Origin of the sequence: Paenibacillus sp. FSL R7-0312, assembly GCF_038004445.1 — a bacterium.
Lineage (GTDB): Bacteria > Bacillota > Bacilli > Paenibacillales > Paenibacillaceae > Paenibacillus_AQ.
Map to the genome: position 1 here is coordinate 7,248,921 of NZ_JBBORE010000001.1, position 24,629 is coordinate 7,273,549.

The 24,629-nt window shown below is 50.4% G+C and carries 22 protein-coding genes; 5 read left to right on the forward strand and 17 right to left on the reverse strand.

Features of this window, described 5'->3' with window-relative positions:
- Window positions 1-108 precede the first annotated feature (108 nt).
- Window positions 109-399, forward strand: a complete 291-nt coding sequence (locus tag MKX70_RS31290) for a hypothetical protein (RefSeq protein ID WP_039308497.1) — start codon at window positions 109-111, stop codon at window positions 397-399.
- Between the two features lie 40 nt (window positions 400-439).
- On the opposite strand, the gene MKX70_RS31295 is transcribed toward MKX70_RS31290, so the two are convergent.
- The 4 genes from MKX70_RS31295 to MKX70_RS31310 form a co-directional block, all read right to left on the reverse strand.
- A complete protein-coding gene (locus MKX70_RS31295; RefSeq protein WP_042233742.1) occupies window positions 440-787 on the reverse strand; it encodes a hypothetical protein in 348 nt (115 codons plus the stop codon).
- Entirely contained in the window at window positions 784-1,938 is a 1,155-nt protein-coding gene (locus tag MKX70_RS31300; protein WP_340841504.1) for an ABC transporter permease, read from the reverse strand. Before MKX70_RS31300 ends, MKX70_RS31295 begins: the two co-directional genes overlap by 4 nt.
- The gene (locus MKX70_RS31305; RefSeq protein WP_340841505.1) at window positions 1,935-2,861 is read right to left on the reverse strand and encodes an ABC transporter ATP-binding protein; all 927 of its coding nucleotides are present in this window, start codon (window positions 2,859-2,861) and stop codon (window positions 1,935-1,937) included. Before MKX70_RS31305 ends, MKX70_RS31300 begins: the two co-directional genes overlap by 4 nt.
- Before the next feature lie 178 nt (window positions 2,862-3,039).
- The gene (locus MKX70_RS31310; protein WP_042233735.1) at window positions 3,040-5,418 is read right to left on the reverse strand and encodes an ABC transporter ATP-binding protein/permease; all 2,379 of its coding nucleotides are present in this window, start codon (window positions 5,416-5,418) and stop codon (window positions 3,040-3,042) included.
- Between the two features lie 230 nt (window positions 5,419-5,648).
- On the opposite strand from MKX70_RS31310, the gene MKX70_RS31315 reads away from it, so the two are divergent.
- Complete coding sequence (locus tag MKX70_RS31315) at window positions 5,649-6,323, forward strand: response regulator transcription factor (RefSeq protein ID WP_042233733.1); 675 nt, start codon at window positions 5,649-5,651, stop codon at window positions 6,321-6,323.
- The gene (locus MKX70_RS31320; RefSeq protein WP_042233731.1) at window positions 6,320-7,363 is read left to right on the forward strand and encodes a HAMP domain-containing sensor histidine kinase; all 1,044 of its coding nucleotides are present in this window, start codon (window positions 6,320-6,322) and stop codon (window positions 7,361-7,363) included. Before MKX70_RS31315 ends, MKX70_RS31320 begins: the two co-directional genes overlap by 4 nt.
- A 321-nt stretch (window positions 7,364-7,684) precedes the next feature.
- On the opposite strand, the gene MKX70_RS31325 is transcribed toward MKX70_RS31320, so the two are convergent.
- The 4 genes from MKX70_RS31325 to MKX70_RS31340 form a co-directional block, all read right to left on the reverse strand.
- A complete protein-coding gene (locus MKX70_RS31325) occupies window positions 7,685-8,617 on the reverse strand; it encodes an IS3 family transposase (protein ID WP_340841506.1) in 933 nt (310 codons plus the stop codon).
- A gap of 5 nt (window positions 8,618-8,622) precedes the next feature.
- Complete coding sequence (locus MKX70_RS31330) at window positions 8,623-8,937, reverse strand: helix-turn-helix domain-containing protein (RefSeq protein WP_052416735.1); 315 nt, start codon at window positions 8,935-8,937, stop codon at window positions 8,623-8,625.
- Between the two features lie 189 nt (window positions 8,938-9,126).
- On the reverse strand, window positions 9,127-9,807 hold the full coding sequence (locus MKX70_RS31335) for a hypothetical protein (protein ID WP_042233727.1): 681 nt from the start codon (window positions 9,805-9,807) through the stop codon (window positions 9,127-9,129).
- Window positions 9,808-10,057: 250 nt separating this feature from the next.
- Window positions 10,058-11,260 carry an S-layer homology domain-containing protein gene (locus tag MKX70_RS31340; RefSeq protein ID WP_340841507.1) on the reverse strand — a complete coding sequence of 401 codons (1,203 nt, stop codon included), beginning with the start codon at window positions 11,258-11,260 and terminating at the stop codon, window positions 10,058-10,060.
- 164 nt (window positions 11,261-11,424) lie between these two features.
- On the opposite strand from MKX70_RS31340, the gene tnpA reads away from it, so the two are divergent.
- Together tnpA and tnpB are read left to right on the forward strand one after the other, a co-directional pair.
- Window positions 11,425-11,823, forward strand: a complete 399-nt coding sequence (gene tnpA / locus MKX70_RS31345) for an IS200/IS605 family transposase (protein ID WP_156123092.1) — start codon at window positions 11,425-11,427, stop codon at window positions 11,821-11,823.
- Between the two features lie 9 nt (window positions 11,824-11,832).
- The gene (tnpB, locus tag MKX70_RS31350; RefSeq protein WP_340841508.1) at window positions 11,833-12,906 is read left to right on the forward strand and encodes an IS200/IS605 family element RNA-guided endonuclease TnpB; all 1,074 of its coding nucleotides are present in this window, start codon (window positions 11,833-11,835) and stop codon (window positions 12,904-12,906) included.
- A gap of 343 nt (window positions 12,907-13,249) precedes the next feature.
- Here the strand turns inward: tnpB and MKX70_RS31355 are convergent, their stop codons facing one another.
- From MKX70_RS31355 to MKX70_RS31395, 9 genes are all read right to left on the reverse strand, one after another.
- The gene (locus MKX70_RS31355; RefSeq protein WP_081956419.1) at window positions 13,250-13,642 is read right to left on the reverse strand and encodes a DUF4073 domain-containing protein; all 393 of its coding nucleotides are present in this window, start codon (window positions 13,640-13,642) and stop codon (window positions 13,250-13,252) included.
- A gap of 284 nt (window positions 13,643-13,926) precedes the next feature.
- Entirely contained in the window at window positions 13,927-15,009 is a 1,083-nt protein-coding gene (locus tag MKX70_RS31360; RefSeq protein WP_042233719.1) for a Gfo/Idh/MocA family protein, read from the reverse strand.
- 249 nt (window positions 15,010-15,258) lie between these two features.
- A complete protein-coding gene (locus MKX70_RS31365; protein ID WP_340789452.1) occupies window positions 15,259-16,863 on the reverse strand; it encodes a response regulator in 1,605 nt (534 codons plus the stop codon).
- A gap of 94 nt (window positions 16,864-16,957) precedes the next feature.
- A complete protein-coding gene (locus MKX70_RS31370; protein WP_042233716.1) occupies window positions 16,958-18,712 on the reverse strand; it encodes a sensor histidine kinase in 1,755 nt (584 codons plus the stop codon).
- Window positions 18,713-18,813: 101 nt separating this feature from the next.
- Entirely contained in the window at window positions 18,814-19,659 is an 846-nt protein-coding gene (locus MKX70_RS31375) for a carbohydrate ABC transporter permease (RefSeq protein ID WP_042233714.1), read from the reverse strand.
- Window positions 19,656-20,618, reverse strand: coding sequence for a carbohydrate ABC transporter permease (locus MKX70_RS31380; protein WP_042233713.1), 963 nt, complete (start codon window positions 20,616-20,618; stop codon window positions 19,656-19,658). Before MKX70_RS31380 ends, MKX70_RS31375 begins: the two co-directional genes overlap by 4 nt.
- Before the next feature lie 217 nt (window positions 20,619-20,835).
- On the reverse strand, window positions 20,836-22,176 hold the full coding sequence (locus tag MKX70_RS31385; RefSeq protein WP_042233711.1) for an ABC transporter substrate-binding protein: 1,341 nt from the start codon (window positions 22,174-22,176) through the stop codon (window positions 20,836-20,838).
- Between the two features lie 199 nt (window positions 22,177-22,375).
- A complete protein-coding gene (locus MKX70_RS31390; RefSeq protein ID WP_340841509.1) occupies window positions 22,376-23,533 on the reverse strand; it encodes a hypothetical protein in 1,158 nt (385 codons plus the stop codon).
- Window positions 23,515-24,072: an RNA polymerase sigma factor gene (locus tag MKX70_RS31395; protein WP_340841510.1), complete on the reverse strand. Its 558-nt coding sequence runs from the start codon at window positions 24,070-24,072 to the stop codon at window positions 23,515-23,517. Before MKX70_RS31395 ends, MKX70_RS31390 begins: the two co-directional genes overlap by 19 nt.
- Window positions 24,073-24,629: the final 557 nt, after the last annotated feature.

Consider the following 24,629-nt stretch of genomic DNA (forward strand, 5'->3'; position numbering starts at 1 on the left):
TTTGTTGACGGCACAACCGTTACTGCCGGGTTCCTCGCATAAACCAAACGCTTGTAGTACAATAATATCTTGGCTGTACATTATAGAAGAAGAGTATGAGGTGCCCGGATGGCTATTAGCTTCACGAAATCTATGCTTAACCGCTTAAATCAGGAAATCACAGAGATGGAATCGGGTATAGCGGAGCTCCAGAAGAAGACCCACAAGACCCGGCTCAAAATTAACCAGATCGAAAAAGACTGTAAATTAAGCACTTCCCCCAGCGCACTTAGCAGCAAAATGAGCCGGATCACTAAATTACAGGCAGAACTCAAAAAAATCTCCCAGCAGCATTTAGAGCTGTCCAAGGAGATTAACAAAAAGAAGTCCACGCGCGCCCAGCTTCCGCCTGCGGAGTAATCCGCTGTTGCCGGCTATGTCCGTGAAGCCATGCCAGATATTATTTTTGCGGGCTAAAGCGGACACGCAGCCAGATTAACAAATAGATTACGCATAAGAAGCCCCAATAGTAATTAGCAAATATACTCTGTCCTAAGGCTACGGATAGCAGGATATGATATACACAGGTAAAGACAAAGAAAGCAATTAATAACCGTGTTATCGCTCTGTAGGATGACGGCTGCTGAATGGCACTTCTTGAAATGATGTAGGCAAAGACAATGGCTAGCGCCAAAGATAATACGATCCTCAGATTGTAATTCGTGAATACATCCTGCAATGTAATAACAGCCGCCAGCACAAGAAAGTACGCCGTCATAGTGACGCTATTACTGGTTTTGGTTTTCATTTTACCCCTCCTGAGTGCATAATTTTACGACTAAACAAATACCCTCCCACTAAGAAATAGCCCGCAGATAACAACACAAGCACAATAATTTCTGGAAGAATCTCGCTGAAACTGGCGTTGTTAATCAGAATCTTGTTCATCGCGCTTACAGCATCAAGTGTCGGTATGAGTGTCAGCAGCTCAATCTCTTTGCCCATAACCGCGAATAGCTTAACCGGCGGAACTTTGAAAAAAATCCCGGCCAGGAACATCATAGGCGTCACCACCACATTGCCGATGATGAAGGCCTCCAATGAAGTTCGGCAAAATGCCGCGATGATCAGCCCGATGCCGATGGCTGAGAAGGTTGCGATCAGGCTGACCAGGTAAGCCAGCGCATAGGAGCCGGAGGATGAGAAGCCCAGCAATAGGCTGGAAGCAAAAACAAGGGGCAGCATAATCGCTGCGAGCACCATCTGTGACAGGCTGACGCCTGCGCAAAATTCAAACGCTCTGACCTTGGACAGCATAATCCGCTGAATCGTCCGGTTCTCCAGCTCCCTCGTCACCACCATCGAGCTTAGAATCAACAGGAAAAAGACCGAAAATACCATCAGCCCCGGAGCCATATTCTCAAATTCCGATTGGACCTTCACTTCACCGGTTTCCTCATATACAATCTGCACCGGACTCTCCGCCGTGCCGTTCGCCCACACAAAATTATGAATATAGTTCTCCACGAAGCTGCTGATGAAGCTGTACGTCAGATTGGACGGATTGCCGAGCAGCTTCACCTGTACCTGTGAGGACTGGCCGGAACGCCCGTTGCTGAGGAGCGACTCACTGAAGCCGGGCGGAATGTACAAATGCGCATCATATCTACCTTTTTTAACCCCATCCAGTAACTCCTGCTTGTTATAATCCGCCTGAATGGTCTTAAACATCGTATTTCCGTTCGGATACTCGCTGCTTACGATTTGCTGCACCAGGCTGCCGCCGAGCCCCCCCTGATCTTCATCCGATATCGCCAGCGAATAAGTATAGAATCCCTGTCCGAAAGCCAGCCCGAAGATGACGATAAAGACAATGGGTGAAAGAATGGTTAGCAGGACCGCCTTGTAATCCCGAAACTGCTCCACTAAGCTTTTTTTGAACACCGCCCACACTCTCATTCCCGCAAGCACCTTCCCGTCAGCTTAATGAATACATCTTCCAGCGTACTTTGCCTTAGAGTGAAAGTTAACGGATTACCGTATATGGAGGTCAGCCGGCTAAGAATACGCGGAACTGCTGCAGTCAGGCGATCCCCTCTAATGCAGATGCTTGTATCATTGAACTGTACAGTATATTCCGGTGAATCCAGCTGCGCTGTCCTCTGCACAGGCTCTTGATAATTGATCTCCAGCGTCTCCTCAGGAGCAATCTTCTGCTGAAGCATAGCGGGCGTGTCACAGACCAGTACTCTTCCCCGGTCCATCACAGCTACTCTGGAAGACAGGCGCTGTGCCTCATCCATATTATGCGTAGTAAGCAGCACAGCACTGGAACGTGACAGCGATGTGATGAAATCTCTAACCAGCACCCTGCTCTGCGGATCAAGCCCGGCTTCGGGTTCATCCAGGATGATCAGCTCGGGATCATGAAGGACCGACAGAATGATATGCAGCCTTCTCTGCATGCCCCCGGATAAATTCTTCGCCAGCACCCTACGCTTATCCGCGAGCCCGACGCTTTCCAGCAGCATAGCTGTACGTTGTTTGATCCATTGCCTATCCATTCTATTCAAATCCCCTACAAAATGAAGCTGTTCTTCGCAGGTTAACAGCGGCCACAGCTGCAATTCCTGACTGCAGACTCCCACCCGCTTGTTCAAAGAGCGGTTGCTCCGGGACGGGATACCGCCAATTTGGATATCCCCTTTGTCCGGTTCCAATGTACCGGCGATTAATTGAATGACCGTTGTTTTGCCGGCACCATTTGGGCCCAGCAGACTGAAAATTTCACCCCGCCTCACCGTGAAGGACAAGTGGTCAACTGCCTTAAAGCTGCCAAAGCTTTTATCCACTTCCTTTAATTCTAATAGTATATCATTCACTCTTCTCACACTCTCCTGAACAGTTCTGATACGGGCCTCATACCAAAAGAAACTCTCATTTCTGTTATTTTATCCCACAATACTCTATTCGTCTGTGATCAATGACAAAAAAATCCAAAGGGATGTACGCCCTTTGGATTTCTTGAAATTTTGTCCGGATTGTCAGGACTACGGTCTATTATTCACTGCGCAGTGCAGCAACCGGGTCCTTCTTCGCTGCCATCTTGGCCGGAATCGCACCGCCGAGCATGGTCAGCAGGACGCTGATCACGCCTAGAATGAGCGCATGCAGCGGGTTAAGCTGAGCCACATTCTTCAGCTCCGTCAGGTTATACAGAATCGCGTTAACCGGAATGGTCAGCAGGTAGGTAATGCCGATCCCCAGAATCCCCGAGCAAGCCCCGATAATGAAGGTCTCGGCATTGAAGACCCGTGTAATATCCTTCTTGCGGGCACCCAGCGCACGCAGTACGCCGATCTCCTTCGTCCGTTCCATAACAGAAATGTAAGTGATGATCGCGATCATAATCAGTGAGACCACGAGGGAAATCGCTGCAAAAGCAATCAGTACCATCGTGATTCCGTCCATAATCCCGCCGGAAATGTTGGTGACAATAGCCGCCAGATCGGTATACTGCACCTGATCCTCCGTTGCCTTCCCTTCATTCCATTTGTCCAGATAGGCTGTAACGGATTCTTTGGCACTGAAATCAATCGGGTACAGCGAGACTGCGCTTGGAATTTCAGTTGCCCCCAGAGCGGCAAGTGCATCGTCTTTAGTCAAGGAAGCCATACTGCCTGCTGCTGCCATACCAGCGTTCATGAGGGGAGAACCGCCCATTGCACCACTCGAAGCCATGCCGGCTACCCCTTCTGACAAGGCCTGCCCTGTCAATACATTGGTATCTGCGGCTTCCTGTGCAAGTACAATCTCAGATTTCTGTGCATCGGCAATGAACGTAGCGGCCAGCTCATCGGAATAGACAATGCCGGGAGACAGCGTAGAAATGCTGGAACCTTCCTGCCCGCGCAGAACACCAACAATGTTCAGCGTCACGGCATTAGGACTATTGTAGAGACCGGTCAGATCAGCAGCTGTCCCATTGACAACAAACTGCTCGCCATTTTTCTTATAATAATCATTGTTCATTATCAGCTTCAATTGAGTTCCTACAAGATCGCTCAGATTGATGCTCTCCGCTTTATAATCCAGCCCCAGAGCATCCACTGCAGCATCGGTCAGACGGTTGTATTGATCCACGATGAGCACAAGATCCGTCTTCTCTGTAGGGAATGATCCTTCCAGCAGATCGTAATATTGCTCCAGATAGCTTCCCGAAGCGCTGCCCTGTTTGCTTGGATACGGGGCTACAGTAATATTGCTTTTATCCAGAGTGGTTGCCTTGTCCCCATCCATAACCAGCCAGTTCATATTCACGGTGCGGGTATAAGAAACGCCGTCAATCAGCTTCGGATCAATTCCATCCAGATACTCCATATACTCCTTGGTCAGCACATTCGTATGCATGGCTGAATTCACGGTCGGGTCATACGGATAGAGCTTTTTATCAACAGGATAAGAGGTAAGTTCCGTTGACTCTTGACCCGGAGGGCCAGCATTCTGCAAATTTATCGCCGTCTGGTTGATCGAGACCGGGAAGTTGGAGAGTGCGCCGGTTTCATATGAGCTGATCTGTTTATCAAAGCCGTTGGACAAGGACAGGATCAGCGCGATGCCAATAATTCCGATACTTGAGGCAAAAGCGGTCAACCCCGTACGCCATTTCTTGGTGGCGATATTTTTACCGGATAATTTCAGTGCTGTGAAAAAGCTCATACTCGTTTGCTTCAGCTTATACGCACTTGAGGTCTTCTGCGTGGCCAGCGGATTGCTGTCGGAGATCGCATGACCGTCCGAGAAGCGGATGACGCGGTCTGCATAGCTCTCTGCCAGTTCCGGATTATGGGTAACCATGATCACCAGCTTATCCTCCGCAATGGTCTTGATCAGCTCCATGATCTGCTCACTGGTCTCTGAATCCAAGGCACCTGTAGGCTCATCCGCAAGGATAATGTCCGGATTGTTCGCCAGCGCACGGGCAATCGCTACACGCTGCATCTGTCCGCCCGACAGCTGATTCGGCTTTTTGTGCACATGATCCTTAAGTCCAACCTTCTCCAGTACTTCAAGCGCCTTGCGGTGCTTCTCAGCTGAAGCTATCCCGCTGAGCGTCATCCCCATCTCCACGTTGTCTGTAATGCTCAGATGTGAGATCAGATTATAGCTTTGAAAAATAAAGCCGACACTATTATTGCGGTACGCATCCCACTCGCTGTCTTTGAAGCGCTCTGTCGATTGGCCGTTGATGATCAGTTCTCCGCTGTCATACTGATCCAGCCCGCCGACGATATTCAGCAGCGTGGTCTTACCCGAGCCGCTTTGGCCCAGAATCGCGACGAATTCACTTTCCCTGAAATTGAGATTTACTTTATCCAGTGCAACCTGTGTAAATTCGCCGGTCTTGTAGCTCTTGGTGATGTTTTTTAATTGCAGCATTGTCCGATCTCCCTTTCCATCCCTGTAATCATTAGTCTCTCTGAAATCTTCTAGTCTTACTGTACCCCAGTATAGCCGCCCAATATAAACTAAACCTAAACTCCCAGTTGAGCTTGACTTGATCTTGATGAGGTATACTAGAACAAGTACTTTGGCTTCGGGGGGGCCCAAAACCATATATAAACAAGCTATACGTTGAATAACATGGAACCGTTCCAGGAGGAGACCTTATGTTTAATATTCTTGTGGTTGAGGATGATGCCAAGTTACGCCAGCTCTTCTGTACCGTACTCACCAGAAATGGATACCAGGCTTTGCCGGCCGTGAATGGCGAGGATGCGCTGGACGTGCTGGATAAGGAATATATTGATCTGATTATCTGCGATATAATGATGCCCCGGATGGATGGCTTCGAGCTGACACGGACGCTTAGGGACAATGATCAGCAGCTTCCCATTCTTATGGTGACGGCGCGGGAGAATTTTGCCGATAAGCAGCAGGGCTTCCTCGTCGGGATCGATGATTATATGGTCAAGCCGATCAATGTGAATGAGATGATCCTGCGTGTCGGGGCGCTGCTGCGCCGGGCCAAAATCATCAGCGAGCGCAAAATTGAATGGGGAGAAACCGTGCTGGACTACGATACGTTAACTGTAATTCAGGGGCCTGAGAGTATCCTGCTTCCACAGAAGGAATTCTATCTCCTCTATAAAATGATCTCTTATCCGAATAAAATCTTCACCAAGCAGCAGCTGATGGATGAAATATGGGGGATGGACTCCGAATCGGATGAGCACACGGTGGTGGTTCATATTAACCGCCTGCGTGAGCGTTTCAGGGATAGCGCTGATTTTGAAATCGTCACCGTCCGGGGGCTTGGCTATAAGGCGGTGAAACGGGGATGAGGAGCGGCAAAAACAGTGGCCTGTGGTGGTATTTTGTATCCATGGTATTCATCATCATTCTGTCGTTTGTCTTCATTATGGCTGTGCTGGCCTTCCTGTATTTCCGGGTAGAAAATAACACCTGGGAGCACGGAAACCCCTTCCCGCCTATTCTGACTATGATGTTATTCAGTCTGGTCATCGGGACCACTATCAGCATTATGGTAGGCCGCAAAATATTGTCCCCGATTACGGACTTCAGCAAAGCGGCCAAGGAGATCGCCGGCGGCAACTTCGATATCTATTTGAATGAGTCGCACCGCGTCAATGAGATCAGTGAGGTGGCACATCACTTCAATCTCATGGTACAGGAGCTGCGCAGCATTGAGACCCTGCGCAATGATTTCGTAGTCAATGTGTCTCATGAATTCAAGACCCCTATTGCGGCTATCGAAGGCTACGCCATGCTCCTGCAGGAAGAGAACCTGAGCAAAGAGGAGCATGACGAATACACCGGGATGATTATTGAGAGTTCACGGCAGCTGTCCAATCTGTCCGGCAACATTCTCAAAATATCCAAGCTCGAAAATCAGGAAATGCTTACCGAGCTGGCTGAATACCCTCTGGATGAGCAGCTCCGCCAGGCGTTGTTGCTGCTGGAGTCCCTCTGGTCTGCCAAACAGCTTAATCTTAATCTCGACCTGGAGGAGCAGCGCTATTATGGAAATGAAGAGCTGATGATGCAGGTGTGGCTCAATGTACTTGGCAATGCAATCAAATTCACGCCGGAAGGCGGGGAAATCTCGGTCTCCATCCAGGCGGACAGCTCCTGGATCTCCGTGATCATCTCCGACACCGGGATCGGCATGACTCCGAAGGTGCGTAAGCATATCTTCGAGAAATTCTATCAGGGCGACCCCGCCCGCGCGGCCGGAGGCAACGGCCTCGGCCTGCCGCTGACCGCGCGCATCATCAGCTTAAGCAAGGGAACCATTGAGGTGCGCAGCGAGCCGGGGCAAGGCTCGGCGTTTACGATCAAGCTGCCGGTTGCGGGGGCGTGAGCGGGGCGGAGCGGGAGCCGGGGCGGAGCGGGAGCCGGGGCGGAGGACTCTTAGATCCTCGTGCCGCTGATCGCCTGATTTCGGCGGATTCAAGGGCACTTCTGCCCCTCATTTCCACCTGACGCCTGATTTCGGCGGATTCAAGGGCACTTCTGCCCCTCATTTCCACCTGACGCCTGATTTCGGCGGATTCAGGGGCACTTCTGCCCCTCATTCCCGCTTGCCGCCAGTTTCCGGCGGATTCAGGGGCACTTCTGCCGGTGTGACCCCCTTATCCCGGAGTCCTGCGTATAAAATCAGTACTTGTCGTAGACATGCTCTTTATTTCGCTTTTTCTCTCGGCCAGAAGAAGCTGGAGCGGTCTTCTAGAGTCAGGACCCACTCCGCAAAGGTAGCTGGCGGCATGTTACGAAGGCTCGTATGCATTCTGCGATTGTTGTAAAAGTCCATGTACCGGTCCACCGCTTCATAGGCCTCTTCGAACGTGTCGAATGCCTCTTTGCGGAACAAATCCCGATCGATATTACTGTGGAACGATTCAATAAAAGCATTTAAATCCGGCGTTCGAGGCGGAATGCGTTCATGGGTCATTTTCCAGCTTTCACACATGTCGCCAAACAGGTGGCTGACGAACTGTGGTCCGTTGTCGGTGCGAATCACCGGACGTGCGCTGTCAGGGGCGCAGTGTTGCTCCATGGCGCGTCCCAGCGTCTGGCAGGCATGCTTCGCCTCACACGACGATCCCCGGTGGTAGCCGACGATGACACGGGTAAACACATCGATAATGCTCAGGACAAAGAAGTGCCTGTCACGGCCCACCACGTAACCATACTTAATGTCCATCTGCCAGAGTTGGCCCGCTCCGGTAATGAACCGGTTCTCCGGCAGCTTCCGGGGATGCTTAAAGCGCTTCTGACGCTGGGGCTGCAGGATATCCAGCGCCTGACACAGCCGGTAGCTTTTCTTGTGATTGAGCTTCAACCGGTGCTGATTCCACAAGCACTTGGCCAGCAGTTTGTACCCGTACACGTGCTCTTCTCCAGCGATTAATTCCAGCAGCCATTCCTGGATTTCCTCGTCGCTAATCTTCTCGCCAGACTCGGTCAAGGAGTAGCCTGGCTGGGGCCTTCCACGCCCCCCTTGAACGGCTGTTGGGGACAGTGACCTGCGTTTCTTACGGTCGTAGTACGTGGACTCCGCTAGCCCTATGAGACGCAGCACTAAGGCCGCTGTATTCCCCTGCTTAATGAACATGTCGGCTACCTCGATTTTTTCGGATAAGCAGGGGTTGGCTTTTTTAGCAGTTCACGGAGAATCTCAATCTCTAACTCCTTTTCGCCGAGCATCTTGACGGCCTTCTCGTATTTCTGCTCCACTTCCAGCAGGCGCTTCAGTTCCTCCACCTGCTCCTGGGGATACGGATGATCTTGTTCCCCATGGGCCCCTCGGTAGTCTCTCACCCACTGATTCACCGTCGCTGGGGTCACCCCATATTTCCGGGCAACCACCGCTGCCTTTATGCCAGACAACACCTCTTGCGCTGCCTTCTCTCTTGTTCCTGTTAGGTGTCCCATTGTGCTCCTCCTCCTCTTGTATTCAGTCTACATTTTTGTGGGGGAGGACTCCAACTTCTTTAGGGGGCTGTGGAGCTTCTGCCCCTCATTTCCGCTTGCCGCCTGATTTCGGCGGATTCAGGGGCACTTCTGCCCCTCGTTCCCGCTTGCCGCCTGATTTCGGCGGATTCAGGTACTCATACTGATCTTCTACCATACCTCTAAATCCATAAAAGAATGAATAAGCTCATACCGGCAAACTCGATTACTTCCCTGCTCTAACACAGGTTTGAATTTACCTTTTTCGCATAAAGCATTTATATATTTTCTCGCTGTACGCCGATTTATCCCAAGCTGCTTCACCACCTCCACGGGCCGGAGGAACCCGTTCTTACGGCTGGCGATCCGCAGAATATCCAACTCCATCCTCGTATATTGACGCCCACCCTCATCCGTATTTTTCAACAAACATGGAGTAAGTAAGGCTTTCAGAAGAGAGATTGTCAGCTCCGGAGCAGACTCCAAATCATCGTAAGGGATCGCAACCACACGGTACCCGGCAATTTGCAGATACGTTTCCCGGTTTAGCTCCTGGCGGTAGCGGGTCCGGTCTGTATTCTGAACATGCGGCCCGTACCCTTTCACCTCAATAGCCACCTTAACCTGACCCGGCTTCCATACAAAGTCAACAAAATAAGGCCTTCCCCGCCAATCCGCAACCTCATACTCCGGGTGAAGATCGTCCATATTCCCGAAAATCGGCCACCACACCCGCTCCACAAACATTTGCTCACCATGCCGGTGTCCCCGTTCCAGCCGGTCCAGACGTTCCCCGGTTCTCCGTTTCTTGTGATACTCCAGCCATTGGTGATGCTCTTCAGCGAACCCCATTCCTCTATTCCTCCTCTGCAAAATCCCCCGCCCCCCCGCAAAGAGGAGCCTTTTTGTCTTCTTTGATTGCCCGGTTGCCTTGCGTAGACTCCAGAACCTATAGTTTCTGGCGGAGTAATGCACACAAAAAATCCCGCACCCAAAAAGCCATGGGTACGGGATGTGCTTCATCCGTTTTATAGATTATAGTTCTTGCTGCTTCCCGGCGTCAATGAACTCGTCGGCCTCCGGTAACAGCCGGAATCGCCGATCAGTTATCGTCAGGGTTGATGGCCCGCTGGAGCGTAGATAATTTCATATGTGTTACTTTTAGCGTCTCCTCATCGAAGCCAAACGCCATGACATATCCTCTATCGGTATTGACCTTATCGCCAGGAAACAGGCGCGGGATCAACACCCCGTCCATATTCTCAAAGGTGTAGCTTAGAATAACTCCATATGTGCTGCTTACTTCTGCATATGTACCATACGCCATCAGCACATCCTCCAGCGTACTTACTCCGGGGCGGATATGCTGCAGGGTAGCGGTCAAAGCAGGTTCCCCTGCGTCTTCATCTGCTTTTACCGACCATGAATCCATCTTGCCTGATGAATCATAGTGGACGGATACATCCTTATACATCTCATTGTTAAACACATCTTGTCCGGTGGAGGCTCCATAGTATTGTTCAACCAGAGACCTCGGGCTGTTCCATTCCATAATGAGTTTCCCGTCCGGATCACCTATCCCGAAATCCCCTTCAGTAACAGGTACCGCTGTGAAATCCTTTAATCCCGTACCCTTGTCCGGTAATGGAGGCAGTAACCCTGGGTCTGACAGCTCCTGCGGCCGGGGTTTCAATATATTTCCCTTCAGCTTTAACATCCTGATCCACTCCAACGCCTCTGCCCGGGTTAAAGTCGCATTCCCCTTGAATCCCTCCACAGTAGGCTCTTTCGGAAGCGGAAGCAGCTGATTTCCAAGCAGAAAAATGATGGAATCCCTATCATTATAGTTCTTGCCCAGAGCAGAAGCTATAAACTGCGCTGCCGTCTGTCTGGTTATAGGCGCAGCTTGTGCCTGTGGGTCCTGGAGACCCGGGATGGGGTGCTTCCAATTTTTGGCCATCCGATAAGGTCCAGCGGTCCACTCTTCCCCAAAGATCGTTGCCTTCGGATAGCCGAAGGAGAGATAGTACACCTTCAGAAATTCAGCTTCCGTAATCGGCTGGTCCGGCCGGAAAGTCAAGTCTGAATAACCGGTTATATACTGATTCCCCAGCGCCCAGCGTACCCACCGCTCCGACCAATGACCTTGAATATCCGGGAAAATAGGAGAGGTGACTCCCGTGTCATTGTCATCCGCTGTTTCCTCATAGCTCACTGAATCCGCTCTAACCGGATAATCCGGTGTGACGGCACCCGCAATCGTACCCGCAATCAGTCCGGCAACCACCAGTTTGATTGTCCTCAATCTTATCTATCCTTTCGTGAATATATTTTAACAGTTAGCTGTCAGAATTCCCCCACTTCTCTAAGTGGCGGGATGAATGTCAGCGGTCTTTCTCATAGACAAATACAACCTAAAATATTACAATAAAACTATTCAGTAGTATTATGAAATGGGTTGTGATATCCGTGGAATTAGACACAAATAATCATTCAGTATTCTCTCTTCATTATCATCTTGTTCTAGTCGTGAAGTACCGCAGAAAAGTAATAGACGATGACATTTCGAATCGGTTACAAGAGATATTTGAGTCTATTCAGCCTAATTACAATATCACCCTGCAGGAATGGAAGCATGACAAGGATCATGTTCACATTCTAATGAAAGCTCACCCCAATAGCGATATTTCTAAATTTCTGAACGCTTATAAGAGTGCATCCTCCCGTCTAATTAAGAAAGAATTTCCTGTAATTCGTCAACAGCTGTGGAAGGAATATTTCTGGTCCAGAAGTTATTGTCTACTGACGACTGGCGGTGCGCCGATTGAAGTCATCCGGAAGTACATCGAATCTCAAGGTCAGAAATGAGGTGGACAGGTGTTAAAGGCTTATAAGTATCGAATCCATCCCACCTATAAGCAAGAGCAGTACTTCACTAAAGTATTCGGCGCAGTTCACTTCATCTACAATCGAATGCTTGCAGATAAGATTGAACATTACAAGCAAACGGAAACGATGCTCCAAACGACACCTGCGCCCTACAAAAAGGATTTTGGCTGGCTGAAAGAAGTGGATAGTCTAGCCTTAGCCAATGCCCAGCTTCACTTGGACAAGGCATATCAGAATTTCTTCCGTGAACCGAACGCGGGATTTCCAAAATTCAAGAGCAAGAAGAGGAATAGCCATAGCTTCACAACCAATAACCAGAAGGGAACCATTTCCATTACAGATGGAAGGATCAAAATTCCTAAACTAAAAACGAAAATCAAAATCAAGCTGCACCGTCCATTCGAGGGACGTATTCAATCATGCACCATTTCCAAAACACCCACGGGAAAATATTACGCTTCCGTATTGGTGGAAACGGATATCATCCCATTGCCCCCACTCGAGACGAAGATCGGTGTGGATCTGGGGTTGAAAGACTTTGCGATTCCTTCACATGGCGAAATCATACCGAATCCGAAGTACTTGCGGAAGTCTGAACAACGATTAGCCAAGCTGCAAAAGGACTTGTCACGAAAGAAGAAAGGGAGCCGTAACCGGTATAAAGCAAGGCTGAAGGTCGCCAGACTGCATGAAAAAATAGCGAATCAACGGAAAGACTTTTTGCACAAAACGTCCACCCAAATGATAAACGAAAACCAAGTGATCGTGATGGAGGACTTGCGTGTAAAGAACATGATGCAGAATCATAAGTTAGCCAAAGCCATATCCGAAGTGTCTTGGAGCCTGTTCAGAGACATGCTGACCTACAAAGCGAAATGGTACGGCAGAGAATTAATCATTGCCCCCAAACACTTTGCAAGCAGTCAATTGTGTTCCTGCTGTGGCTACAAAAATGCAGAAGTAAAGAACCTAGCCGTACGGGAGTGGTCCTGTCCTGCCTGTCATACAGAGCATGACAGAGACCGGAATGCGGCACTGAATCTTCTACAACTAGCCATGTAAATGGCCATTAGCGGGTTAGGAACTAGCCTATAAGCTTGGGTAAACTTGGAGCAGTAGCTCTATTGACCAAGAAGCACCCACCTCTTAGGTGGTGTGTAGTTCACTTTATCCTCTTCTTCCACATTATAGCAACCGCTGCTGATTAGGGATATGGTACTTGAGGCAGTAATTTCTAAGGCTAAATCCTTGCTTACTCCGCAAAAAAAGAGATCAGCAGCCTCGATAAAGCCTGCTGATCCCTTCGGATAGAACATTATCACCTTATGGCTCCGGTATCGCTGGAGTCTGTTCCGATAAGCATTGAACTTAAGGGTCTCGCGTTGAACTAGATGGGGAGCTGATATTAATCCGGCGTAAAGGTCAGCGTTGTGATGAACCCGGCCGGAATGTAATTCACGCTGTCTCCCGCTATCCGCACCAGCACCGTTACCGCACCGTAGAAGACCGGCGGGTTGACTGGATCATAGGCAGTCCAATTCAAGCCCCCATCGGTGGAATACTCCATCTTCTCGTTCGCGCCTGTAATGGTGTTTGCAATATCATCTGCAGTTACATTGGGCGGCCATGGCGGCTGAGCGAACAGAGCCACGTCCAAGGCAGAGTTATTCCCTGCTGCCAGGGTGAAGTTATCCGCTGCATAGGCCTTCGTAGTACTTACACCCAGACTGGCTGCACCCGCAACAAGGATTCCGATTAGAGATAGACGGATGTATTTATCGACAGTTCTCCTCATCATTTCAACCTCCACGTCTTATTAAATGAGAAATATAACACAGATCATATTATATCTTATTCTGGATAATTATTCCTTTAAAATTATAAATTTAATATAAAATTTTGGATTAACGGCAGATTTACTCTATAGTCTCAATCACTTTGCAATGAACCTGGCACCTCACCCTTGTTAAAAGCAAAAAAAGAGATTCCTGTATGCTGGGAATTGCTACGACACCCGCGCAAGAAAATCTCTTATTGAATAGGTTAGCTGATACATACATTGTTGAATCAAGTTAACCCGTGCTACCTCTCACCCGCCCAGCACTGCCGCTCAGTTCTGACGGTCTCACCGGTCTGTATCGCCTGCTCAATCATCAGTCCGAGGTACACATCCTGTGAGGCCTCCTCCAGTCCATAGAATCCGGGGCCGCCGGCGGCATAGCCAGCCATTTTATCCAGACAGGCCGCAATCGCGATCTCATCATCGTACAGCCTTGCAGGGGTGAACGGGTTGTTGTAGAGCCATTGTTCACCGCAGATTATCCCTTGAAGATAATAGCCTTCGGCATTCTCCAGTTCCCCCTTGTTGATGCGTCTCAGCTCCAGCTGAAGCGGAACCAGGTTATCCTGCTGAATCAGCACACGGTTGTCGAAGATTTCTCCCCGCTCTCCGCGCACGGAGAGGTGATTCGAACGGGTCCAGGAGCGGTGCTGATCCTTGGTGAAGTCGTATATTCCCAGCCGGTCTCCGAAATCCAGCCAGGCAAGGTCTCTTTTCAGAGGAATCAGCTTGTCCTCAGCCGGAGGGCCGCTGCGGGTAGGGCCGTTAATCCAGCGGGACCCGAACCGCATAGCCCTAATGTTAGCTTCCTCGAAACCGAGCCCAAGCATCCTGCGGATCAGGCTTGCTCCATGATACATATGCGAGACGGACACCGTTGTTTCCGTGATCCGTCCGAGTCTGCCCGAACGGATCAGCGACAGCCGCGCCTCTTGCACCGGATGATAAGGATACTGCTCGGCTACCTGAATCCGCGCACCGTGCATAGTCAGTTCCTTGTGCAGCTGCTCAAGCTCCTCCAGACTTGCGGCAGGCGGCGTCTCCGTCAGCGCCGGGATGCCTCTCTCTGCCAAGAGGTACAGATAATCCAGGGATGCCCGGCCGCTGACCGAGACAAGCACGAAATCCGGGGTTTCGCTCGTAAGCAGCTCTTCAAGAGAACGGTAAGTCTGAACCCCCCATGCTTCTTCCATGGCTCTGCCTTTGGCCGCATCCCTTACCACAAGCCCGCTAATCTGAAAGCGGTCCGGCATGGAACGGGCGATTCTGAGGAAATATTGTGCGCGGAAGCCCGCTCCGCCGATAATGCTGAATTTCACTGTCATATTCTTACCTCCCTTATCAGCTGCCGAGAGGGAACCGCGGGGCATTGGCGAGAATACCGTCCCTCGTATACAGCATACAGTCCTTAGCTAATGGAAGAGTTACCGGCCGCCCGGTAATCGAGGCTTCATAGATGGCGGTGACCAGCTCCAGCGTCTTCCTTCATGCCCGTCAATCAGAACAGCAGCTGGTAACCTGGGCCAATTCGCCTCCTGGATAAGACAGAATGGCGATTGACAGATCCATTTGATTTAGTTGATCAGCTCTGTAGGGTTCATGCCGGTGATTTTCTTGAACAGCGTGCTGAAGTAAGGAATGTTTTTGTAGCCCACCCGTTCTGCCACTTCGTAGACCAGCATATTCCGTTCCATTAATAGCTCTCTGGCTTTCTCAATCCGCACCCGGGTCAGGTAATTGTTGAAGGTTTCACCCGTAATATTCTTGAATATAATGGACAGATGATTCCGTGAGATATATACCTTATCTGACAGATCGGCCAGCGTAAGCTCTTCCGCATAGTGCTCATGAATGTAGCTGGTCATGAAATCAACAACCTGCCTGTGTTTGCCGCTGCCTTTCCATTGCCGGCTGGCGCAGATCGCGGTTATTTTGGCGGACAACCAGCCTGCCAGCTGGTCGGGCATTGCCAGATTGCCGATCTCTTTGGCAATCTGGTCATTGGTGAACAGATCATCCAGTACCAGTCCCGATTCATACAGCGAGTAGGTTATGATTCCCCACAATTCACTGCCAAGCATCTGCACGTAGCCGGCTGAGACCCCTCGCTGTTTCTGCAGCTCTGTGACATATTCGCTTACAAGCTGCTGCGCTTCGGCTTCCTGCGATGCCTTCATCGCAGCGGCCAGTTTATAGGAGAACTTGACCGGAAACAGTGCCCCCCTCTCCTGCCCGCCGCTGCTGCTCTCCCGGTACTGATACACTTCATAGGCCGGATTCATCCGCAAGGCTCCCTGATCCATCGCACGGAAAGCCTCTTCCGTGGATTCGGGAATCCTGATCCACGTTTCCTTCAGTCCTCCGATTCCGATACGTACTACCAGTTTCAGATATGAGCTGATACTGTCAATCAGCCGGGTCCCAAGCTCCTCCAGCCGGTGCGCGCACTCTTCCTCGGGATGAATAATTAATAATGCCCTATAGCTGTTCAGCTCTGTATATTCCATGTCCGTGCAAAACTTGCGCGTAACCTCACAGGCAATATTGCTGACGGCGAAGCGAAACAGATTCCAGTCGGAGACAGAGAAGGAGCTGGCCCGCTCATCGCGGATCAGTTCAATACCGATGGTGGCATGCTTGCGTTCCAGCCAATACTGATAAGAAGGCGGCAGGTGGGTATTGTTCCGGTAAGAAGGGTCCAAAGTGCCGACAGCTGCGGAACGAACCCATTCTTTCTCGACAAAGGGCTCGTACAGCATCATCTTCAGCTCAAGCTCTCCCTGTCTGATCCGCTCCTCCTCCTCTTTGATCAGCTCCTCAGTGATCCTGCCCAGTATCAACTTAAGCGTCGGCAGACTGATCGGCTTGGAGACATAGTCACTTACTTGAAGCCTGAGTGCTTGTCTGGCATGCTCAAAGTCTGAATATCCGCTCAAAATAATAATTTTGCCCTTGAAGCCTTCCTTCCTGAGATGCTCCATCATCTCGAGGCCGCTCATCACCGGCATATAGATATCGGTAATCACAATATCCGGACAGGTTGCACGGATCATCTCCAGACCATCCTCCCCGTTAAGTGCTTCCCCGGCCCATTCTGCATCCAGTTCATCCCATGGGATCGCCCGCTTCATCCCCTGGAGGACCTGTCGCTCATCATCAATAATGGCGATTTTCCACATCGTCTCTGCCTCCTTAAGCTTCCTTGCTATCCTATCCGCCGCAACGTTATCTGCCCTGCCCGGCGTGGGAAGCGCTCCCACTTCTGCCTTCCACTTAGCTCATTCGATTCTCGCTTAGTCGCTGCCCCGGAGCCTCTGTAAGCAAAGGCAGAATCACTTCTACTCTGGTTCCGCCTGCTTCACGTTCCTTCAGCGTAACCCCATAGCCATTGCCGAAATATCCGGCAATTCTCTCCCGCACATTGCGAATGCCATAGCCGCCGGTATGGCGTTTACGCGGCCGCTCTTCATGCTGCTTCAGGCCTGCTCCGTTATCATCAATAATAATCTGCAGCGCCTCCTCTGCTCTGCCTATATAGACAGCAACAACGCCGCTGCTCTGCTTATTGAATCCGTGTACGATTGAATTCTCCACGAACGGCTGCAGGGTAAGCTTCGGGATATACACATCCTGTAGCTCCGGGGCTACCTCGATCTTGTATTCCAGCCCTTCCCCCCAGCGGAGCTGCTGGATTTCGAGATAACACCGGATGTGCAGCAGCTCTTCAGAGATTGTAATGAAGCTCGCCCCGTTGGATAAGCCGATCCGGAACATCTGTCCCATCAGCTCCAGAATCCGGCTGAGCTCTTCCTGCCCGGCATCGATTGCCATCCAGTTTAGCTGATCCAGCATATTATAGAGGAAATGGGGATTGATATTGGCCTGCAGCGCTTCAATCTCAGCTTTCCGCTGCTGCTCATAACGCCGTTCCAGCGAGAGATACAGCTCCTCAATCCGCTCGTTCTGCTTGCGGTAGCCGGAGAATAAATAACCGAATTCATTCTCATAATCCGTAGGCAGCTCCTCTTTGTGGCCGCCGACGGAATACATGCGCATCGCGCTTACAAGCTTCTTGATCGGTTTGGTAAACTGCTTGCTCAGATAGTGCGTCAGCAGCACCACCAGCAGGATCGCTGCGATACCGATCAGACCGATCCACTCTGCCAGCTTCAAACTGCTTGCCGTAATCTGCTTCCATGACGTGAATTCGATCAGCGTCCAGATGGAGTTATCCATTCTGGAATAGACCAGCAGGGTGTTGCCGGAACCTGCTTTGCCCGGAATATGCACATAGCCCGACTTCTTACTCTTGAGATCGATCCACTTAGACCACTCGTTCTGTTCGAGCGTCTCCCCGATCCTCAGAATCTGCTTCCCTTCGCTGTCAGCCATGATGCGGTTTGACCCGGAGGAATTGCCGGTCAGCAGCTGCCGGATTTCCTTGGCTTTAATATGGACGACCAGCACGCCCAGATAGTCATTCTCATACATGATTTTCCGGGCGAAGCTAAGCACCGGGACGTCCCCTTGAAAGCTGGGAATGGTATATTCCCCGGACCAGGCGAAGTCGCTTTTCACCAGACGCTTGGACCATTCCTGCTTATCCAGATCAATAATATTCCGGAACTGGATGTAGCTTTGGCTCTCACTCGGCATAGGTTCATCCATATATAGATCAATACCCTGAATTAAAGGAATGGCATAGGTCAGATTGGCGAGCGCACTCTCAACGCTTACACGCTTGCGGTACCGCTCGAAATCATCCTGCCTGTTCAGCAGAAAGGTCGTCAGCTCATTGTCCCGTGAGGTAGACAGTGAAATCTGCTCAATCATATCCAGCCGCGTTGTAATTTCATTATTCAATTCGTCCAGCAGCCGCTGCTGGTAATGGGAGGTCGTCTGCACGAGGGCTTTGGATGAATTGCTGTAGCTTGTCCAAGCTGTAACTGCGATTACTAGAATGAGCACAATAGCAAAGCTGTGGAAAAACAGGCGGTCGATTCTGAATTTTTTAAAAGGATTGGTCAAGTCCTTACCTTCCTTCACTTCCGGTTCACACGAAAGAAACGGTAAAGCTGCGAATGAGGCTCGGGCGCTTTACCGTTATGTGACGGATGTTTTTTTACATCTTATCCCTTTATCCCTGTTGTCGCAATCCCGTCTACGAAATACTTCTGCAGGAACATGAAGACGAGCGTAGCCGGAAGAATGGATACAAGCGACATAGCAAGCAGTTGACCCCACTCCGCCGCAGATTGGGAATCGTTGATCATGCGCAGCGCGAGGCCGACTGTATACTTATCTACCGTGTTGATGTAGAGGAGATGACCCAGGAAATCATCCCAGTTCCACAGGAAGCAGAAGATGGTCACCGTAACGATCGCCGGGAAGGCCAGAGGCATAACCACTCTCCAGAAGATCCCGAACCAGGAGCAGCCGTCAATTTTGGCCGATTCATCAAGCTCTTTTGGAACACCGCGGATAAACTGAATCAGCAGGAAGACGAAGAAGCTCCCGCCGGCCCCGCCCGCCAGCAGATGGGGAACGATAAACGGCAAATACGTATTGACCCAGCCTAATTGATGGAACAAGGCATACTGCGGGATGATCAGCACCTGTCCCGGCATCATCAGGGTCAGCATCAGAATGGAGAACCAGAAATTCTTCAGCGGAAAATCCAGTCTTGCGAAACCAAAGGCAACCAGAGTGCAGGATAGCAAGGTTGCGATAAGTACAGCAATTTCAAGACCGAAGGTATTGAGATAAAAATCCGTAAAGGTATGTCCGGGAACCGAATTCCAGCCTTTGGTGAAGTTCTCCCATTGCGGGACCGCCGGGAAGATACCCGGTGAACTCAGCTCAGTGCTATCCTTCAGCGAAGCCCCGATCCACCAGACAATCGGATAGACCATGACGAAGCTGAAGAGAATCATGAACAGATGTCGGAGTGCAGGCTTCCAATTCAGAGTTGTCATTTGCGTTTTTTCCCTCCAGTGTCTGTTTCATAGAATACCCAATACTTCGAGGTGTAGGAGATCACAAGCGTTGCAGCCACGATTGCGACCAGCATAATCCACGCCAGTGCCGAAGCGTAACCCAGCTCATAGCGGCTGAATGCCCTTTCATACAAATACATGGCATACACATATGTAGCGTTCATCGGTCCTCCGTTTGTAATCACAAAGGCGGAGGTGAACATCTGGAAGGCACCAATAACGGCCATGATAAGGTTGAAGTAGAGGATCGGCGACAGCATGGGCAGGGTGATGCGGAAGAATTGAACTACCTTGTTAGCCCCGTCGACCGAAGATGCCTCGTACAAGTCGTTCGGAATCTGCTTGAGTCCAGCCAGGAAGATTACCATGGTGGAACCGAATTGCCAGACCGTCAGCAGGATTAATGTGCCCAGCGCTGTATCGGGATTGGTAATCCAGCTTTTCCCCTCGATGCCAAAGACCGCAATCAATTTATTGAAGATCCCGTCTACCCCGAAGATGTTCCGCCAGAGCAGCGAGACCCCGATACTGCCTCCGATAAGTGAGGGGAAATAGATCGCCGTACGGTAAGCACTGATCCCTTTAACGGCCTTGCTGAGGATCATTGCCACGAAAAGAGCTGCCGCAAGCTTCAAGGGCACCGAAGCAAGCACATACATGACGGTAACTTTGGCAGATTGTATAAATTTCGGGTCTGCAGTAAAGATCCGCTCGTAATTGCGGGACCCGATCCATTGCATGGGCTGCATCAACGTGTAGTCGGTAAACGAATAGTACAGCGATAGGAATAACGGATACGCTGTCAGCGCCAGAAACCCGATCAGCCAGGGTGAAATAAACAAATAGCCTGCAAGCGGAGCGTTCCATCGGCTTCGAAAGTATGAGCTTTTTTTCGGCGATGGAGCGGCTTCGGCTATAGTCGTTGTGGAACGGTTCATCTGTGGTCACCTCTTGTGGTCAATTTTTATAGCTTAAGTATATAATTGGTCCACGCTCTGCTAAAGGAGGGGAATGCTCGAATTCTTTTAAAATATAACGATTAATTTATGGAGCAAAGTCTATTTTCTCATTTCAATAAAAAAGCCCGGGACATTGCTGTCCCAGGCTTACGTTCAAAAATAAGAATGTATATGCTTTACGCTATAAATTATCCTTCTATTTCTCGTAGGATTGCGCTGCTTCCTTAAGCTGCTTATATGCTTCTTCCGGCGTGGATTTCCCGAAGCTGAGCTGATCACGGACCAGCACCCAGTCTTTGTCCACGAAGTTCGTCCAGCCTCCGGCTCCGGCCGACCAGGTCTGGCCATCCGGCTCCGTAGCACGAAGAAGACCTAAGCCTACCTTATCCAGATCGCTCATGTTCGCTTCCAGCAGAGCGGCATTGTCCTTGTTGGCCGGGAGACCACGGAAGGTTTTGGTGATTTGGGCGGCTTCCGGATCATTCACAAACCAATTGATGAATTTCTTGGCTTCTTCTGCATGCTTGGAATTCTTGGAAACAGCCATGTACATCGACGGCTTCAGCCATCCTCCGGCTTCTTCTGCACGCGGCATAGTTACAAGTGCGTACGCCCCTGGTTTAATACTGTCCCAAGTACCCAGATTGTTGGAGAAGCTGTAACGGAACAAGACTTTTCCCGCTGCCAGCAGGTCCATTTGCGGATCGTTTTCCTTATCGGATGCATTCACGTCCGCTGGAGGAACCAGGCCTTCTTTACGCAGCTCTTCAAATTTCTTGGTCCATTCCAGGTACGTGGCTTCATCCACGTTGAAATGACCGTCATCCGTGATAACCTGCCCTTTACCTCTTGCGTATTGGTAAGCGGAATACATAAAGTAGTTACCCGCATAGTCCAGGGTGAAATATTGACCGTCCGGCAGCTTGGCTTTGGATTCCTTAGCTAAAGCGAAGAATTCATCCCAGGTCCAGCCGTTCGCCGGATTGGCAATGCCCAGCTTATCCATGGCAGCTTTGTCATATACCATACCGAAGGCTACCGAGCCCAGTGGAACGGCATATTGCTTCCCGTCCAGTTGGCCTCCGGCCAGCAGCTTCACGTCGAATTTGCTTACATCCACCTCAGGAGCCAAATCTGCCAATTGACTGCGTGCCATCCAGTCCGGCATCCAGCCCGGGTCAAGCTGAACAACATCAGGAGCATTGTTGGCCGCAGCTTGGGTGGATAATTTGTCCAGATAACCGTCCATACCTGAATACTCCGGCTCAAACGTTACATTCGGATTGTTCTTCGTATACAAATCCAGCGCCGCCAAGGTAGCTTCGTGACGCGGCTGGGAGCCCCACCACATAATACGAAGCTTGACAGGTTCACTGCTTGGAGCAGTAGTTGCAGCCTCAGTTGCATTTGTGCTGGCAGGTGCCTCAGTAGCAGCTCCTGCATTGTTTGCTCCATTCCCTCCGCCGCCGCAGGCAGCTAGTGTACCTAATATAGCTGTCATGGCCAACATCGAAAGAGAACGCTTCCAATTCAACATCTTTAACCCTCCTGTATAAATCTGTATTGTCTTGCTACATTGCTATAGTAACAATTAGGAATTGAAGTTTATATAAGGGCAATGCACGATTTATTTTAAAATCTCCCGGAAATGCAATCTTTCGGATATAAAAAATGCCCGAGGGCTGTCCCGCTATCATAGATAGCGGGACAGCCCTGAGCGCCCAATCTGCATTCGTCTAATTTATCATACTGGCTGCAATGCGGATGATATCATCCTTGGTTAACTCCGAATTCTCCTGACCAACCGCCACGGAATAGATGATCTGCGCTTCGGGGTCAGACCAAACCAGTTTATACTTATACCCCAAGTCGAGCTCTGTGTTGCTGGAGTCATCGAGATAAATGAGCTGCTTGCCACCTATCTCAACATTCTCCACCTTTGTCTTTTCGCTCCACGGCAGCGGATATGCCGTTCCTGAATTGTCATCAACACGTGAGACACCAATTCTTACCTGAGTCTCCCCCTTCTTGTATATCAGCGAGGAATACTGGTAGACAAGGTTCTCCGCCTTCTCTACTCTCCAGATCAGCCGGAAGTTGTCCCCCAGGTCTCTCTCGTTTCCGCCCTCAAGCTGCTTCTCATCTGGGACCTTTAGGAAAGAAGGCTTGATGATTGCCTCGTCCAAGACATACCCTTCCGGCATATACGCCGGTTGCTTCACTAGCGGAATGTTGTGCTTCTCTACGCTGGTCTTGTAAGCTGCATACTCCTTGAACGTGAGCGGTGGAAGGTACATGTTAAGACTCCCCTCTTCCTGCCGGTCTTCACGCGCAATTACATAGGTGGCATACTCTCCGGGAAGCAGCAACTCCTTCATGAGTTCGTGCCCTTTTGAATATTTCTGGCTGTAGAGCTTACTCTCCTGGTAGGCTTCATCCTCTATACCCGGCTGTGCTTGAGGAGTATAGGGCATCAAGGGTTCTTTCGCCTTCTCTATCATGCCGCCTGATGCCGTCACCGGAAGCGGCTTATAGGGCAGCACCTTGTACTGAGCCCCAGCCCCCTGCCGGACTTCACCGGAATACTGGGTATAACCGCCGCCCAGCAACACTACCACAAGGAGTGCCGCCACCCAGCCCTGCACCCGAATCCGCAGGATTCGCTTCCGCTTACGTCCCGTTCCGGCTTCTGTCTCAACCCTGCGCATAATGTTAGGAGCACCTCCGTTTGGCGGAAGCGTCTGCACCGTTGTCTGCTCTTCATCAGCAGATAAAGTCCCTCCAAGCCCGAGCGCTTTCATTACCGGGTCATGTACATCAACGGAGATATAATTAGCAGACCGGTCTCCGTCCTTCAGAAACCGCTCCTCCGGGGTCAATTCACTCTTGGCCATAATTGTTTCTCCTTTCTCTCAATCGCTTTTTTTAGCTTGTCTCTGGTCCGTTCATATCTTTTGCGTACGGTAGCCGTACTAACACCCAGAATTTCGCCGATTTCTGCAAACGATTTATCTTCATAAATACGCAGAATCAACAAATTCCGGTCTTCCATATCAAGCTTCCCCAGGGCGGCCGAGACCGGCTCGCTGAACAGGCGGTTCTCCACCATTTGTTCGGCGCTGTCCACTGCAACCTCCTGCCGGAGCAGCTTGCGCAGTTGAAGCTGAAATTTCTGCCGCCGCAGCTGGTTCAGACAATGGTGGTAAGCGATCTTGTAGAGCCAGGATACGAAATCCGCCTGCGGCTTGTATTGCCCGATATTCCGGTAGGCCTTAATCAGAACATCCTGCACCGCATCCTCCGCCTCTTCCTTGCTGTTCAGTAGCCGGAAGCAGTAGAGGTATATCCGCTGCTGGTACAGCCTGATCACTTCGGAGTACAGGTGGGCTTCTCCTGCCTGTATTCTCCCAATCTTCTCTTCGATAGAATCCACGTTGGTCTCCTTTCTTCTATTTCTTCTGTTTCTATAGATATAACACTTGAGCAGCCTGAGGCGTGACAATTATTTATCCCGGGCTCCGCAGCAAAAGAGACCAACAGACAGTACTCTGTTGATCTCGTTATGTAAAAACCATGCGATACAACTAGCGGTCCAGCCATAGCGCCACACGGGCGGCTCCCCGGTTCCCGGGGCCTGCGGCCGCCGAAGCTTAGCCCGGAAATGTTGTACGTTTTGCAACTCGGGCTCCTGGCTAGCGGGGGTTTCGGCCGGATTGTTGTACGAAATACAAGAATTTTCCTGACAAGCCGCTTGGAGGAGGAGAAATGCTGCATTTAATACAATAATTGGCGATTATGTACGGCATTAGGAGGATAAGGTTGTATACTGTGCAGGATTATAAAGGCAACCGGATTCCAGCCGCAAAAAACAGGTTAAACGTGGTTTGAGCATGTGCTGAACAGGGTGGAACAGGGTTGACGTGGGTGGAACGTATTTTGCAGACGGCTTACAAATCGTGAACTCCGCCCCAACAAAAAAACACCTGCCCA